This window comes from Paenibacillus sp. P3E, from assembly GCF_001909045.1.
Classification (GTDB): domain Bacteria; phylum Bacillota; class Bacilli; order Paenibacillales; family Paenibacillaceae; genus Paenibacillus_AQ; species Paenibacillus_AQ helianthi.
In genome coordinates this window covers 1-16,200 of the sequence record NZ_LVWH01000180.1, presented here as the reverse complement: position 1 = coordinate 16,200, position 16,200 = coordinate 1, and the positions used below count along the sequence as shown (strand labels likewise).

Below are 16,200 nucleotides of genomic sequence, written 5' to 3'. Positions count from 1 at the left end.
TAACTATGAAAGCCGGGAGGAGTGGGATTGTGCCAAAGGATATGAAACGCATGAATTATTTCAACGGGCTGCTGCTAAAAGAAGAGGACTTAACACTGGATCAGAAATATCATAAGCGCGCACGCGGGCTGCATAACCGTTATTTTCATAATTGGGGAGTCGTAACCGGACTGAAGGTTAATCCAAAAGAGTTGACCAAAGTAGAAATTGATCCGGGGCTTGCCTTGAACCGAGTTACGGACCCGGACAACAATGAAGAGATCAGCCAGGAGATTCTGGTCAGTGACACCCATCCGGCGAGGATTCTGGATCTGTCCGGATACAGCACCTCGGATCAGATCTATATTTCAGTCAGCTATAAGGAAGAGCTGGCAGACCCTGATCTGCTTAAGGGGGGCGGGAATAAAATTCATGTGTGGGAGATCGCGGATATCAAAGCCAGCTCCCTGAAGCCTGAGGATGTGCGCAAGGATATTCTGTTGGCCCGTGTAACCCTGAAGCATAATCAGGACGGAGCGCTTAGCATCGACCGGATATATGAGACTGACGTGGATGGAACGCTGCTTGTGACCAGAGCCGTGGGCGGCGAAACGCTGAAGGCTAACAAAATTATTCTCGGTTCGAAGGAAGATCCCGACCAGCCCTTCTTGAGCAACTCTGTGAAAGAGGATGGTAAAGAGGGGAATAAGCTTAATGTTCATGCAGGCCTGACCGAATTTACGGGCAATCTGAGAACCGGTGCGATTAGTACCTACGGGACTCTGGATGTAAACGGCGAGCTTATTGTCACTGCCGGCAGTGAGCAGGTGTTCAAGGTCAATGATTCCGGGGACGTGGATATGACGGGCTCCGTTGCCGTAGCAGGGCCTTTGTCCGCAAAAAGCGGGATCGAAGTCAGCGGAGGCATGGCTGTACTGGATGTATCTCAGGTTATGGTTGGCGGAAATATGGTGACGATCAACAAAAATGCCAGTGCGGAAAATAGCAGCGGCATTGAAATCATCCGCAAGGACCAGCCCAGTGCCAAGCTGCTGTGGGATGAAAAAAGCAACGGGTGGATGATAGGGACTGCTGAGAAAGAGGGTGACCCGGCCAGCGGCATGTTCCATGTAGCCTATGGCCACGAGTGGGAGCAGCTGCATGGGGGCGCGATAGCGGATAGCCTGCATACCCACAGTCAGCTGCATTCAGCAGACGGAAAGCCGGCTCTCCGTACCGACAAAGCGGGAAATATCCAGATTGACCAGACATTGACGGTGTCCGGAAGTCTGGTGTCCAAGCGGGACGGCTTGGAAGTCTTCCGGGGAGAAACGCTGCCCAATGCCAAGATTGCCTGGAACGAGAAGGCCAAATCCTGGCAGATCGGTACGGTTAACGGGGATATGTCCAACATTCCTGACGGGAAGCAGTGGGATGAGCTGACCGGTGGCAGTAATGCGGATGCTCTGCATACCCACCGACAATTTCATAATGAAGACAAGACCCTGCTGGCTCTGGAAATTGGTGCGGACGGGAATGTGAATATCCCTCATGAGCTGATGGTCGGTGAGACACTTACGGTCAATAAGCTGATTGTCAGAGAAGAAGAGATCGTCATCAAAAAAGTCGAGCAAGAGGTGACGGACAGCTTCCTGACCGTAAACAAGGCGGAGACTGACGCGGCACTCAGCAGCAAGGGTGGTCTGGACGTGTACCGGGGCAGCCACAATCCGAAGGCCCGGATGGAATGGAATGAGACAGACCGCAAATGGAAAATCGGAATTGAAGGCAGTATGTCTGACATTCCGTATGGAACCCAATGGGATTCCTTGACAAACGGTTCAGTGGCCGACACCGCTCATAAGCACAGCTCCCTAAGTACCCCTTCAGGCGGAACCGTACTGTCTGCCGACGAGCAGGGAAAGCTGTCAGCTTCAGGGAATATAGAGATTGCCGGAACCCTGAAGGGCAAAGGCAATGCGGATCTGAATGCCGATCTGAAAGTAGGCGGTTCTGCTACTATCGAAGGCAACCTTACGGTAAAAGGTAAAACCACCTATGTCAATAAAGAAGATATGGTTGTCGTCAGCAACCGGATTGAACTGAACAAGTTCGAAGGCAACAGCTCTGCCTTGAAGCAGAGCAGCATTGAAGTCTACCGGGGCAAGCTGAATCCGAGCGCCAAGCTGGTCTGGAGCGAGACGGACGGCAGATGGAAGCTGGGGCTCGGAGATGAGCTATCCAATATTGCCTACGGCAGCAATTGGGATGCACTGACCGGAGGAGTGAGCTCGGATGCGGACGGTCTGCATCGTCACAATTCGCTGAGTGACAGTAAGGGGAAGACTGTCCTCCAGGCAACCGCTGATGGCAATATCGAGATTGCAAACAGTGCGGAGGTACAGGGAACCCTTACTGTCAACAATGGCGCGGATATCAGCGGCGGACTGGCCGTGGAGGGCTTGCTGAAGGTAGACGGCAACCTGATTGTCAAAGGTACCACGACGACCGTTAAGCGCGACGATCTCGTCGTTACCAATAATGTGATCGAGATTAACAAGTTCGAAGGCGAAAAGCCACCCGCGAACGAGAGTGGTATTGAGGTTTACAGGGGTGAATCACAGCCAGCCGCCAGACTTATCTGGAATGAGAGTGAACGGAAATGGAAGGTGGGCATTGGCGCTGCGCTGGAAAATATCGCAAGCGGTAGCTCCTGGGACAAGCTGACACAAATGGTTAGTGCGGACTCCCTGCATATCCACAGCCAGCTGTATAATCCGCAGACCGATATTCTGGCGCTTAGCGCCAGTGCCGAGGGTGATGTGGATGTTCATCATGACCTGACAGTCGGCAGCAAACTTACCGTGGCCGGTGATCTGGAGGTCCGGGGGAAATCTGCCAGTATTCATACGGATGAGCTTGAAATCGGAAGTCCATGGATCACGATCAATCAAGAGGGTGATCATGTCTCTTCCCTTTCCGGCGGAGGATTGGAGATTTATCGCGGCCTGAATGCGCCGGCAGCCTCCATCTCATGGAACGAGGATAAGGATCAGTGGCAGCTTGCAACCCCTACGGAATCCGCCGCATTGGTTGTAGATACATCCGGCAATGTCAATGCAACCGGGGGGCTGAAGGCGGTGAACGCCAATATCCTTGGTGCCGTTACCGCAGCCAGTGCTGCTATTGCCGGAACGGTAACCGTCGGTGATGGGCTTGAAGTTCTCCAGGGAACGGAGACCAGTGCACAGATCAAATGGGCGAAGGACCGCTGGAAGCTGGGGACCGCCGGCAAGACCGTACTCAGTCTGACACGCAGCGGGAAAATGGGTGTGGGCACGGATAATCCCACCGAGGTGTTGGATGTAGCCGGGAAGGCGATCTTCCGGACGGAGGCAGAAATCGCCGGTGCAGCAACTTTTTCAGGCAAGGTCACTGCAACAAATGAAGCGGTCTTCGAAGGAGATACTTCATTTAACAAGGCACTGAGTGCTGTAAATGTTGCAGTAAGCAAGAATGCAATTGTAGCTGGCAGTGTTGTGGCAGGTGGATTTGAAGCCCCTCGCGGGCTGGACAGCAACGGTAAAGCCCTGCCGAATGCGCGGATCGTCTGGAATAACGTCCAGAAGGCCTGGTTCTATGGCGACGGAGATACGCTATCGGAATTTGGAACAGGCAAAGGCGGCCAGAACAAGCTCTATAACGCGCTTGGAGATACGATTGCCTTGTTTGCCGATTCCGAAGGCAAGGTAGGGATAGGTACCAACACCCCGCTATCACTGCTGGATGTGAAGATCAAGGGCGGGAATACAGCTTTCAGTGTAACCGGAACCGGGAATGTCGGCATCGGGACCTATGCTCCCAAAGTGAAGCTTGATGTACAAGGCGACACATCAGTTACAGGAAACCTTACGACTACAGGAACTGTTACTGCGGCTAATGCGGTCATCTCTAAGGATTTAACTGTAACCGGCAATCTAACCGTGAACGGTGATACGGTAACCCTCAACGCCGCTACGCTGGAAGTGGAAGACAATATCATCAGGGTCAACAAATATACACCACAGGCAACCCCGATTGTGGCAAATGCCGGGCTGGAAGTATTCCGCGGCGGGACTGCACTTCCTGCCCAGCTTCTGTGGGATGAAACCGCTGATCAGTGGCTGGCTGGTCTCTCCAATTCGCTGAAGGCGGTTGAATTCAAAGGCCATACTCATCCGGAGTTTGCCGAATTATCCGGCGCATTTACAGTGGAGTCCGGGAATATCGGGATCGGCACGGCGACACCAGCCGCCAAGCTGGATGTCAATGGCAATGTGGCTGTCTCCGGTAAGCTGAACGCTGCAGACGTTGCTGTTAGTGGTATATTAACTGCCAAAGATGTTGCGCTAACCGGTACGGCAGCCTTAAAAGACGCAACGGTAAGCGGTGTACTTACTGCAAAGGATGCCGTACTCAGTGGTTCATTGACGACTAAGGATGCGGAGGTTAGCGGCAAGCTAACCGTTAAGGATGTTACCCTCAACGGTAGCCTTACGCTCAGCCAGGGCATCGAAGTGAACAGGGGAACAGATCCGAAAGCGCAGATTCTCTGGGACGAGTCCACGGATGCCTGGCAGGTGGGCGTAGCTGGCAGTCTGAAACAGCTTGCCTATAACGGCCATACCCACCAGGAGCTGACAGATTTGACCGCAGTTCTGAAGATTGCCTCCGGGAATCTCGGGATTGGCACTGCATCGCCAGCCGCCAAGCTGGATGTGAACGGCAATGCGGCTGTCTCTGGCAAGTTGACCGTCGCCGACGCCAGCCTCAGCGGTACATTAACCGCTAAGGACGCTACAGTGAGCGGCATATTCACAACGGCCAATGCCTCGGTCACCGGTAATCTGTCAGCCAAGGATGCATCCATCAGCGGCAGCCTTACGCTTACCCAGGGCATTGAAGTAGGCCGAGGTACAGGCGCGAAAGCCCAGATTTTATGGAACGAGGCTCTGGACGAATGGCAGGCGGGCACGGCCGGGAGCATGAAACAGCTCTCGTACAGCGGACACACGCACCAAGAGCTTACAGATCTGGCTGGAGTGCTGAAGATTGCTTCCGGAAATGTCGGAATCGGCACCGCAGCACCAACTGCCAAGCTGGACGTAACCGGCAATGTGGCAGTATCCGGTAAGCTCTTGGCAGCCGACGCCGAACTAAGCGGGAAGCTGACTGCGAAGGAGGCTTCGCTAACCGGTCTTCTGAAGGTGAAGGAAGCTGAGATCAGCGGCAGTCTGACGGTTAGCCAAGGCATCGAGGTGAACCGGGGGACGGATAAGAAAGCCCGGATTTTCTGGGATGCATCCAATAATGTATGGCAGGCTGGAATGGAAGACAATATGCAGACCCTGGTCTGCAAAGATGCCGTCTATGACGAGCTCATCCAGTTGGCCGATGTGGTAACCGTAGACTCCAAAAGCAATATAGGGATCGGCAAAATCCCAACTGATGATTACAAGCTGGACGTGAACGGCAACCTGCGGGCGACCAATTTTGCACAAACCTCTTCCAGAACCTTCAAAGAGAACATCACCAGTCTTCCGGTGAAAAAAGCTATGGAGCTGCTGAACAAACTGAAGCCCGTTACCTTCAACTACAAAGCAGAAAATGCCAAGCAACAGAACATCGGCTTCATCGCCGAGGATGTACCGCAGATCTTCTCGACCGCTGATCACAAGTCGGTTGTCCTGATGGATATCATCGGTGTACTGACTACTGTTGTACAGAAGCAGCAAAGAGATGCCCAAGACATGCGAAAGCAGGTGAATGAACTTCAGATTCAGGTGGCAGCCCTCGCTGGTGCGTAACCCGATAGTCACTTCTAAGAATTAGATTAAGCAGCTCCTTCAGCCATAGTGCTGTGGGGCTTCTTTGTTTTTTCATGAGTATGGTCATTCAGGCTATGAAAACAGGCAAATGATTTGAAAGTTTGATAACATATATGCGTAGCTACGGAGTGAAAAGTGTGATGAATTGGGCACACAGGGTAAATGGGAAATAGGTGTTGTTTTCAAGGAGGTAAGACATGGAGTACATTTCTCCGAAAGAAGCGGGAGAACAGGGGGAACGCTGGCCTAAAGATGCCATTGCGGCGGGGCATCGTCATACCGCCCTGCTTAAATCTGACGGTACGGTGATGGCTGCGGGAGATAATAAATATGGCCAATGTGATGTGAGCGGCTGGCGCGATATTGTGGCAGTTGCGGCTGGTAATGTTCATATGGCGACGAATACGGGTAATGCTCACACCATTGGTCTTAAATCTGACAGAACTGTGGTAGCTGTGGGTTGGAACAAGCATGACCAATGCAATGTAAGCGACTGGGGCGATATTGTAGCGGTTGCGGCGGGTTGGCGTCGTACCATTGGGCTTAGATTGGATGGCACGGTGGTAGCAGTAGGCCGAAATCATGAAGGCGAATGCAATGTAAGCAGCTGGAATGATATGGTGGCGGTCGCGGCGGGGGACTGGCATACTATCGGTCTTAAATGGGACGGCACGGTGACGGCTACCGGCAATAACCGGTATCGGCAATGCAATGTAAGCGGCTGGTGCGATATGGTTGCGGTTGCGGCGGGTTATCTTCATACCATCGGTCTTCGATCGGACGGTACGGTGACGGCTGTGGGTTTGAATAAACATGACCAATGCGATGTAAGCAGCTGGAGCGGTATTGTGGCGATAGCGGCGGGAAGTAATCATACCGTGGGCCTCAGATCAGACGGTACGGCGATGGCTGTGGGCTCCAATGAGTATGGTCAATGTAATGTAAGTGATTGGCGCGATATGGTGGCGATTGCGGCAGGTTGTGCCCATACCGCCGGGCTTAAGTTAGACGGCACAGTAGTTGCTACGGGTAATAATGAATATGGCCAATGCGAGGTAAGCGGCTGGTGCGGCCTCCAACTACCCGGCAATTAGTTTTGCAGTCTGTTTTCTCATGAGCTAGTCAGTCTCTGGAGTGTGAATTCACAGAATAAAAGTGTAAAATGGGCAGTAGAAGAACACCGCAGGAGGAACAAGGGATGTCAAAAGAGTATTCGCGCACGTATATTGAGAGTGTAAAGCTGGAATTGCTGAGTAGGCTTGGCCTGAAGCAGGTATACTATAAGGGACAGGCAGGCGATGATCTTCTTTATGAAGCCACGGGCTTTGACAAAAAGACACAGCATAAATTCTGTGTCAGAACCAAAACCGGGACCATCGACGAGTTCGTAGCCGGGAAATGGATGAAGGTCCGCAGCTTTGAGATTAAGAGCAAGCAACAATAGCAGAGAGTTAAGGCATTTGCACACTCCGATAAAATAAAACAAGCCGCCAAACCCTGATCATGGGCTGGCGGCTTGTTTTGCTGCATTTTACATAGAGAAGTCATTGCCCAGATACACATTCGGCGCAGTCAGATACAGTTCACGGACCACTACGTTCTGCGGCTGCTGCAACGCGTAGACTACGGCTCTCGCGATATCATCACCACTCAAAAAAGTCTGTCCCATCGCCCCGCGAATCCGGGCAATCAGCTCTTCCGGCAGATGGTCTCCCTGGTTGAACTCCACCTCCATCCCCAGCTTGCGGGCAAGCTCCACGACCGTCTCAGGCTCCAGGTTGCGGCCAAAGTTCGTCGCCACAGCACCGGGGAGAATGGTTGTTACCTGAATCGGTTCTTTGGCCAGTTCATGTGTCAGTGCTTGTCCGATGGCATTCACCATATGTTTGGTGGCACTGTAGAAATCCCTGCCAGGTTCGTAGGCGTTGCCTGAAGAGATGTTAATAATATGCCCTGGCACACTGCCTTCGTTGAGTCGCATTTCATGGACCGCTGCCTGTGACCCGGCTAGAAGCGCGACGATATTGACATCGATCATCTCCCGCCAGTCGTCTACCTGTGTATCCACAATATTACCATGAATATGCAGGCCCGCATTGTTGACCATGATATCCAAATGACCGGTCTGCTCGCGGGCCTGATGGATAAAGCTCTGAAGCTTGCCAGTATCGCGGAGATCAAATGCACTATATGTCGCCTGACCGCCGGACTGTTCGATTTGCGATTTCAAGTCCTCAAGCTGCTCTTGGCTTCTTCCAGTGATGAAGACATGTACACCTTTCGCTGCAAGCTGGCTCGCAATGGCGCGGCCAATGCCGCTGGATGCTCCTGTAATGACGGCTGTTTTATGGTTTAACATGAATTTTCCCTCCTTCAAATAATGAACATTGTGTTGATTTATGAACCCTGTGTTTATTATAATCAGAGTAAAATACACTTACAATCGTCACTATTTCGAATAGTGTTCATTAAGGCTAACAGGAATGAATGGAGGAGACTCTCATGGAAAAAGCCGCTGACCTGCGTGTAATCCGAACGAGAAAACTGATTGATGAAGCTTTCCTCTCGCTAGTGGAAGAGAAGGGGCTAGCAGGCGTGAATGTAAGGAGTCTGACCGCCAAGGCGGGTATTAACCGGGGTACCTTCTATCTGCATTATCAGGATATTTATGACCTGATGGACAAAATGGAGGATCAGATTATTGAAGAGATGGATCGCCTTCCTGCCCGAAGTGAACCGGAACAACTGCTCACCAGCGGGTATGTAGAAGAACCTTATCCATCGATTGTGGAGTTTATCCGGTTTATGAATGAGCAGCACCGTTTTTTTGCAATTTTTTTCACTCAGGAAGGAACGGCATTTGGCAAAAGGTTAAAAGCCCTCATTCGCAGCCGCATGTATGAAAAACTCCCCCGGCAGGTCTTGAGTCCGGATGCGCTCTCCGTCCCTGACGAATATATTGTCGCTTATTTCAGCTCAGCACATTTTGGGGTCATCCGGCACTGGTTTGAAACCGGAAGAATATTGCCTCCGGAGCAAGTGGCCTTGATCTTAACCCGTCTGGTCCGTGATGGTCCGCTGATGACTGCCTTTAACCGCAAGCCGGAGCAGCAGCTTAAGTGATTGGTCCTCGAAAAAAGGAAAGATAGCCATCGCTAATCGTCACTATTCTAGAGAGTGTCTGATAACAGACAGTTTGTCAGGCATTGTACTTTGTCTTTTGGGCTGAACGGCAGTACACTGATTCCACGACGTCGTGCTACTATTATCTAGAGGATGAGTGGAGATGAGTGTAGACAACATACAAGTCCATATAAAAAAGGGCCCGCTGCTGTTTGTTATGATTCTGGGCGCGTTTATTGCAGTGCTGAATCAGACAATTATGAGTGTGGCCACCCCTGAGCTGATGGGGGATTTTCAGATTTCGGCGGCTACCGCTCAGTGGCTGACCACCGGATATATGCTGGTTAACGGGGTATTTATTCCTGTTACTGCTTATTTTATGCAGCGTTTCACAACACGCGAGCTGTTCCTGTCGGCAATGCTGATTTTCCTTGCGGGTTCGATTCTCTCCGGAGCGGCTCCGAGTTTCGAACTGCTGCTGACAGGACGTCTGGTTCAGGCTGCCGGAGCAGGGATTATAATGCCCCTGCTGATGAATGTCGTACTCGCGGTATATCCTGTCGAGAAGCGCGGAGGAGCGATGGGGATGATCGGATTTGCCATCATCTTTGCTCCTGCAATCGGGCCAACCTATGCTGGCTACATGCTGGATCACTATTCCTGGCGATCGCTTTTCTATATCATTATTCCTTTTGCCCTTATGGTGGTGGTTCTCGCCTGGTTCTACCTAAGGAACGTGACGGAGCGGAGCTATCCCAAACTGGATGTATGGGGGCTGATTTTATCAACCCTAGGCTTCGGAACATTATTGTACAGTTTCAGCAGAGCGGGAAGTATCGGATGGTCAAGTACCGAAGTGCATTCTACGCTTGCTGCAGGCGTGGGGCTGCTAATCCTATTCTCTTGGCGACAGCTCACCGGAAGCAATCCGTTACTGGAGTTAAAAGCATTCAAATATAGCATGTTCACGTTAACGACCCTGATTAATGTGGCGGTAACCGTGGTCATGTATGCGGATATGATGCTGCTGCCGTTGTACCTGCAGAATATGAGAGGCTATTCCGCTCTCGACTCAGGGCTGCTTATGCTTCCAGGTGCGCTGCTGATGGGTGTGATGATGCCGCTCGCCGGGAGATTGTTTGACCGCTTTGGCGCCAAATGGCTATCCATTATCGGGATTACTATAACAATTCTAACTACATTCGGCTTCATCCACCTTACTGATTCTACGGGGTACGCATATCTTCTGCTGATGTCAACCGGGAGACGGCTCGGTATGGCGCTATTCCTTATGCCGGTCACAACCGCAGGGCTGAACCAGCTTCCGGAATCCATGAATGCACACGGTACCGCAATCGCGAATACCGTGAAGCAGGTAGCCGGTGCGATCGGAACGTCACTGCTGGTCACGATTTTAACGAATCGTACCCAATTTCATTTGGCGGATATGACAGCTTCTGGAGCTTCGGGCGAGCCCAAGCATATGCTGCTGCAGGCTTCCATTTCCGGGATGAACGATGCCTACCTCGCTGTTATTGTGTTTGGAGGGATCGGACTGATTCTTTCATTCTTTATCAAGCGGACGGGCGGCGTGGATACAGGGGAGCAGGAGCTAGTTCCGGTGCGGTAACTCTGATTAGCAGAAAAACATATAGGATTTCATAAAAAAGCAACCCCGTGAACCTGAACAGAGTTGCTTTTTTTATGAAATAGAAGAATTTATATGCTTCGCGCTATAAATTTCCTTCTATTTCTCGCTAAAACGATACCGTCCTTTTAAAGGACAGCGAAGCTGTGTCTGCTTGTCACCTGCCGTAGATAAGTCAATTTGGGGGAATATTCAATAATAGGTTGACTGGGTCAACTTATAGCGGTATAACATAGTTGACTAGATCAACCATGGAGGCGGTAAAATGGAGCTTTTAACTCTGGCAAGAAATGTAGGTATACTCCACAGACAAACTCAGGCGTACATAACGGCGGTTTCCAGTCCTATGGGTATTAGCTTCTCTGAGTGCATTCTTCTGATGAATATTTACGACAATGAGGGGATCAATCAGGAAAAGTTGTCCACCTTGCTGTTTATTGATAAGGCGGCTACGACGAGGTCGATCCAATCTCTTGAGAAGAAGGGAGTGATCAGGCGGGTAACGGGAAATGAGGACAAAAGAGCCAAGAAACTCTTTGTTACGGGTAAAGGAAGAGAATATCAAGCTTATATCTTCAAGTGTTTGGAAGCGTGGGAAAAGGTTACGACCGAGGGAATGGATGAAGCGGTAAAGGACCAGGTTTTCAAAGGGCTGCAGATGATGGCAGAGCAATCCATGCGGACAGACCTAAGTGAATGTTCAGAATTCAAGGAAGAAGGCCATAAGGATGCCATTGAACCCGAAGTTGAGTAAATTGCTGGAGACTGATTTTGCCCAAATCTATGCGCTACCGCTGGAGCAGCAGAGAGATTGGTACGACCATAGCTGGGACGATTGCAAAGGGAGTCTAGTAGAGGTTGGCAATGTACAAGATATTACCGTCACCACTTCTATCAGAGATACCCGGATTCGAGTTTATTCTCCCAAAGGCGATGGCCCTTATCCAGCATTCATTTGGATTCATGGCGGCGGTTTTGTGTTTGGAAATATTGAGGTGTATGACCCGATATGCTGCAGGATAACAGCTGCTGTGAAGTGTACGGTGATTTCCATCGAATACGGCTTGGCGCCTGAGCATAAGTTTCCCCAGCCAGTGGAAGAGTGCTATCAGACAGTACATTGGATATTCGAGCATGCGGAACGCTTGAACATTCTCGCTAGCCAGATCGCGGTTGGAGGCGACAGTGTCGGCGGGACCCTGGCGGCAGTCATTTGCCAGCTATCCCGGGATTCAGGAGAATTCAAGCTTGTGTATCAGGTCATCATCAACGCCATGCTGGATTTACTGGGTGCCACAGAGCCAAAATCACGCGTGGAGAATGTCGAAGGTTATAGACTGACCACCAAAGGCATCAAATGGTTTGTGTCCCAGTACTTGAATGAAGCAAGCGAAGCACGGGATCCCCTGGCTTCACCGTTGCTTGCTGAATATTTTGGAGAGCTTCCTGCCGCTTGTATAATTACCTCGGAATATGATCCGCTGAGAGATGAAGGGGAGATGTATGCGCGGCGCCTGAATGCGGCAGGGGTTGAGGTGTGCTTGAAAAGATACGATGGCGTTATTCATGGTTTCTTCAACATGCAGGAGACTTTGGAAGAAGCGCAGAATGCCCTGGCGCTGGTATGTGCGAAGCTGACGGAAGTATTCGGGAAGGAGTTGCAATGATGTTTGAACTTAAGGAATTACGTGCAGGGAAAATCGATCTTCACAGTCATTACCTGCCGCCGGGATACAGGGAAGCACTGCTGAAATACGCTGAACCCAATCCCGATGGGTTTCCAACTCCCGCATGGAGTGCGGAGCTTCATTTGGAGGCGATGGAGCATTTAGGGATTGCGACCTCACTGTTGTCTCTGTCTTCTCCCCATATTCATTTGGGGGACAGAAATGCTGCCAAAGAATTGGCCCGAAGCGTGAATGAGTACGGTGCGGACCTTGTGCGGAAATATCCCGGGAAGTTTCGCTTGCTGGCCTCATTGCCTGTGCCGGAGACTTGTGATTCAATTGCGGAGATTAAATACGCACTGGAAGCCCTGCACGTTGACGGATTTACACTGCCTACCAATGTTCTGGGGGTATATCTGGGCAATCCCTGCTTGAATGATATTTTTGCAGAGCTGAACATGCGAAAAGCCATTGTCGCCCTTCATCCCAATAGACCCGCTCTTGTTCCAGAGCATGTTCTGGAAGGATTGCCTGCTCCAATGATGGAGTTTTTCTTCGATACAACCCGCACGGTCATGAACCTTATCTTAACCGGAACCTTAAGCCGCTTCCCCGGCATTACCTTTATTGTCCCGCATGCTGGCGCGTTTCTGCCGATACTTGCCGACCGGATCGCACCAGCCCTGCATATGATGCCTTCGATATTTGGAGAGCACATGGGGGATGCTGGGGTGGATATATATGCCTCTCTAAAAGGACTGTATTATGATCTGGCCGGAGGGTGCCTGCCCAGACAACTGGGTAACCTGCTGCAATTGGTTGGCACGGACCATCTCTTATACGGCAGCGACTACCCGTACACCCCTGATCTCGCCTGCAAATCTTTAGCGGATGACCTGGACAGCACGGACTTGCTGACGGACGAAGCGCGCGGTCAGATCTATTGCGCGAATGCGCTGCGTTTGTTTCCAGGGCTGTAACCGGTTTCCTCCGAGATTCCGGCCGGATTTGCATGAACCCCGCTTTGATCATAGGATCAAGGCGTTTTTTTATTGTATAGGAAATTATACAATGCAAAAAAATGTGGATGCTGGAATGATTGTTTTTTGGAGTGTGGCGGTTCTTCTGCTTCTGCTTGTGATCCTTCGGCAATACCTGCGTTTGCGGGAGCATTTCCCAGCTCGACTATATCCATACCAAGCTGACGGACATTATGGACCGGGGGCTTTCTTCTCGCAGGCAGACCTGCAGAATGCTCTTATTGGTCCGGCGGCTTCGCCAGGGCTTATGTCTGCAGCTTAAGAATTTTGTAAGGTTCAGGTAATAAAAAAGAAAATTCCGCTGTGTACAATAAGAACCAGGAAGACAAACGAAGAAGCCAAAGGGGATAACGGGAATGACAACCATATTGCGGACATGGGAGTTAACCAAGGAGTATCAAGGCAAAGAGGCTGTTAGCGGTGTGAACATGAATATCAAGCAAGGCGAAATTTACGGGTTCCTGGGACCGAACGGAGCGGGCAAAACCACGGTAATGAAAATGATCACCAATCTGGTGAAGCCGACAGAGGGGTATATCGAATTTTTTGGAGTGAGCATGACAGACCATTCCTATGAATTGCTGAAACGCATGGGCTGCATTATTGAATATCCGGTGTTCTACGACAAGCTGACGGCGAGAGAAAATCTTCAGCTGCACAGAGAGTACATGGGGTATTACGATGCGAAGGCTATGGAAGAAGCACTGGAGCTGGTCAAGCTGAAGGGCGTGGACAAAAAGCCGGTCAAGCAGTTCTCCCTGGGGATGAAGCAGCGGCTGGGCATCGCCCGGGCGCTAATGACCAGACCGGAGCTGCTCATTCTGGATGAGCCGATCAACGGGCTGGACCCCATGGGCATCAAGGAAATGCGTGAAGTATTCCGCATGCTGAGCCGGGAATATGGAATGACGCTGCGGATCTCCAGCCACATTCTGGGGGAGATTGAACAGGTCGCCGACACCATCGGCGTGATCCGTGACGGAGTTTTGCTGGAGGAAGTGGCGATGGATATGATCCGCAGCCGGAACACGCAATACATCGAACTGATTACCGGAGAGAGCAGTAAAGCGGTGTATGTGTTGGAGTACAATCTGGGCCTCACCAACTTCAAGATGCTGGACCCCAAGACAATCCGCATTTACGATGCCGTACAGCAGCTTGAACTGACTAAAGCCCTGATAGAAGCGGGCGTGGAGCTGGAAAGCTTGAGTAAAAAGAATCATTCGCTCGAAGATCATTTTGTGGAACTGATGGGGTGGTGAGGGCATTGCTTAAGCTGAAAACACTGGTGATTTCAAGTCCTATGGGAAAATGTTCGAAGGTGTCTAAGTCCTGCTGTGCTTTTTTGTAATTTTCATATTATTAATTTGCAGGCAGGGAATAATCATCCGGAAGCGTCAAACAGAGGAAAGGTTCTTATTGAAAATAGATTTTATTAGTTGTTGGAGGAAGGATGAATGAATTGGAACTGAAAATTGGAAAAAATATGGTGCAGTCGCTCTGGATGGCATGGGAAAAGGTATTTGCGCTGGGTTCACATTTTCGCGGGGCCGGGACTTTACACTTTGGGATTTGCAGCGTGATGCTCAAAAAACACAGAGGGCAGGCTATCGTATGCGAGGATTCTACGGTGATTCATGATGGGGAATGGGTAGGCGAGCTGCACCTTGATAATGGCAGCATCCTGAAGCTGATTCAGTCGGAAGGTTCAGACCGGGCTGCACTGCGCACGGCAAGAATGCTGCGTCAATCGATGCTCCAGATTAATGAAGCCTTCGAATCGCAGTCAGAGTTCAAGCAGGTCAAGGCGCTCCTGGGGATCACGCTGCTGCACCGGGGAATCACGCATGGTCTAGGCTTTGAGCAGCAGGCGATGCAGCCGGGATTGTTCAGACGGATGACGACGATTTATCTCCGCCTGCTGCTGTCTGCACTGCACCCGGAAGGGAAGCACAGAGTCAGTCAACACACCGAAAAGCTGGTTCCGATGCTGCTAATCCATTCGCGCTCTTCGATGAAAAACCGTTTTTCCCCCGGAGAGGAGCTGCCAGGCTAATCTAATATACATAACGGATGAAGGAGGAAGCGATGCTCATTTATCTAGCAATTGGAATGGTCACTATCTTTTTTCTGTACATGTTAGCACCAAGTCTGATCACAAGGTTGACCGGATATGGTGTATTGCGCCAAGGGACGACTCCCAAACAGGTGGCCTTTACATTTGATGACGGGCCGCATCCGGAGTATACGCCCAGGCTGCTGGATCTTCTGAAGCTGCATCAAGTGAAAGCCACCTTTTTCGTCCTTGGTGCTCAAGCGGAACAATACCCCGAGCTGATCCGAAGAATGGACCGTGAAGGCCACCAGATTGGTATTCACAACTATGTTCATACGTCCAATTGGCTGATGCTTCCAGGCACCATCCGGCACAGACACCTGGAGCGGACTGCAGATATTGTGGAGTCTATTATCGGAACCAGGCCCAATCATTACCGTCCGCCCTGGGGACTCATCAATGTGTTTGATTTCTTGCGGCTCAGGCAGTACCGGATTGTGCTGTGGTCAATAATGGGACATGATTGGAGCCGCGAGAGATGTCAGACCTCCCTGCGCTCCACATTGTTAGACCGGATGAAAGACGGGTCGATTATTTTATTGCATGACAGCGGGGATACACTGGGGGCAGATGGCAATGCTCCGCATTATATGCTGCAGGCTTTGGAGGAAGTATTGCTGCAGCTGAAGACCAGAAATCTGAGATGTGTAAGGCTGGATGAAATGGCTTAACCTGTTAGCGTCTATTCGTCCAATGCCTTAATTTTATAAAGATAAAAAGTGATAGACACAATTTCGTGAAATTAATCACGTTGTTATTA

Annotated in this window: 13 protein-coding genes; 12 read left to right on the top strand and 1 reads right to left on the bottom strand. The window is 50.8% G+C overall.

All coding sequences use genetic code 11. From position 1 onward, the window contains the following. The first annotated feature begins 29 nt into the window (after positions 1 to 29). From A3842_RS20045 to A3842_RS20035, 3 genes are all read left to right on the top strand, one after another. Positions 30 to 5,825, top strand: a complete 5,796-nt coding sequence (locus A3842_RS20045) for a tail fiber domain-containing protein (RefSeq protein ID WP_074102508.1) — start codon at positions 30 to 32, stop codon at positions 5,823 to 5,825. 218 nt (positions 5,826 to 6,043) lie between these two features. Next, entirely contained in the window at positions 6,044 to 6,940 is an 897-nt protein-coding gene (locus A3842_RS20040) for an RCC1 domain-containing protein (protein WP_074102507.1), read from the top strand. Between the two features lie 104 nt (positions 6,941 to 7,044). Next, positions 7,045 to 7,290 carry a hypothetical protein gene (locus A3842_RS20035; RefSeq protein ID WP_074087884.1) on the top strand — a complete coding sequence of 82 codons (246 nt, stop codon included), beginning with the start codon at positions 7,045 to 7,047 and terminating at the stop codon, positions 7,288 to 7,290. 87 nt (positions 7,291 to 7,377) lie between these two features. Here the strand turns inward: A3842_RS20035 and A3842_RS20030 are convergent, their stop codons facing one another. Then, positions 7,378 to 8,205, bottom strand: a complete 828-nt coding sequence (locus A3842_RS20030) for an SDR family oxidoreductase (RefSeq protein ID WP_074102506.1) — start codon at positions 8,203 to 8,205, stop codon at positions 7,378 to 7,380. A 143-nt stretch (positions 8,206 to 8,348) separates the two neighbouring features. Here A3842_RS20030 and A3842_RS20025 point away from each other — a divergent pair, with 143 nt between their 5' ends. The 9 genes from A3842_RS20025 (at position 8,349) to A3842_RS19985 (ending at position 16,111) form a co-directional block, all read left to right on the top strand. After that, positions 8,349 to 8,969 carry a TetR/AcrR family transcriptional regulator gene (locus A3842_RS20025; RefSeq protein WP_074102505.1) on the top strand — a complete coding sequence of 207 codons (621 nt, stop codon included), beginning with the start codon at positions 8,349 to 8,351 and terminating at the stop codon, positions 8,967 to 8,969. 163 nt (positions 8,970 to 9,132) lie between these two features. After that, positions 9,133 to 10,599: a DHA2 family efflux MFS transporter permease subunit gene (locus A3842_RS20020; RefSeq protein WP_074102504.1), complete on the top strand. Its 1,467-nt coding sequence runs from the start codon at positions 9,133 to 9,135 to the stop codon at positions 10,597 to 10,599. 283 nt (positions 10,600 to 10,882) lie between these two features. Continuing rightward, complete coding sequence (locus A3842_RS20015) at positions 10,883 to 11,371, top strand: MarR family winged helix-turn-helix transcriptional regulator (RefSeq protein ID WP_074102503.1); 489 nt, start codon at positions 10,883 to 10,885, stop codon at positions 11,369 to 11,371. Continuing rightward, positions 11,364 to 12,284 (top strand): alpha/beta hydrolase, encoded by a 921-nt coding sequence (locus A3842_RS20010; RefSeq protein WP_256701774.1) that lies wholly within the window; start codon positions 11,364 to 11,366, stop codon positions 12,282 to 12,284. Before A3842_RS20015 ends, A3842_RS20010 begins: the two co-directional genes overlap by 8 nt. After that, positions 12,284 to 13,264 (top strand): amidohydrolase family protein, encoded by a 981-nt coding sequence (locus A3842_RS20005; RefSeq protein ID WP_218618691.1) that lies wholly within the window; start codon positions 12,284 to 12,286, stop codon positions 13,262 to 13,264. Before A3842_RS20010 ends, A3842_RS20005 begins: the two co-directional genes overlap by 1 nt. 91 nt (positions 13,265 to 13,355) lie before the next feature. Then, positions 13,356 to 13,586, top strand: coding sequence for a hypothetical protein (locus tag A3842_RS20000; RefSeq protein WP_074102501.1), 231 nt, complete (start codon positions 13,356 to 13,358; stop codon positions 13,584 to 13,586). Positions 13,587 to 13,680: 94 nt separating this feature from the next. Then, the gene (locus tag A3842_RS19995) at positions 13,681 to 14,586 is read left to right on the top strand and encodes an ABC transporter ATP-binding protein (RefSeq protein ID WP_074102500.1); all 906 of its coding nucleotides are present in this window, start codon (positions 13,681 to 13,683) and stop codon (positions 14,584 to 14,586) included. A gap of 191 nt (positions 14,587 to 14,777) precedes the next feature. Then, complete coding sequence (locus tag A3842_RS19990; protein ID WP_074102499.1) at positions 14,778 to 15,380, top strand: YkoP family protein; 603 nt, start codon at positions 14,778 to 14,780, stop codon at positions 15,378 to 15,380. 32 nt (positions 15,381 to 15,412) lie between these two features. Next, the gene (locus A3842_RS19985) at positions 15,413 to 16,111 is read left to right on the top strand and encodes a polysaccharide deacetylase family protein (RefSeq protein WP_074102498.1); all 699 of its coding nucleotides are present in this window, start codon (positions 15,413 to 15,415) and stop codon (positions 16,109 to 16,111) included. Positions 16,112 to 16,200: the final 89 nt, after the last annotated feature.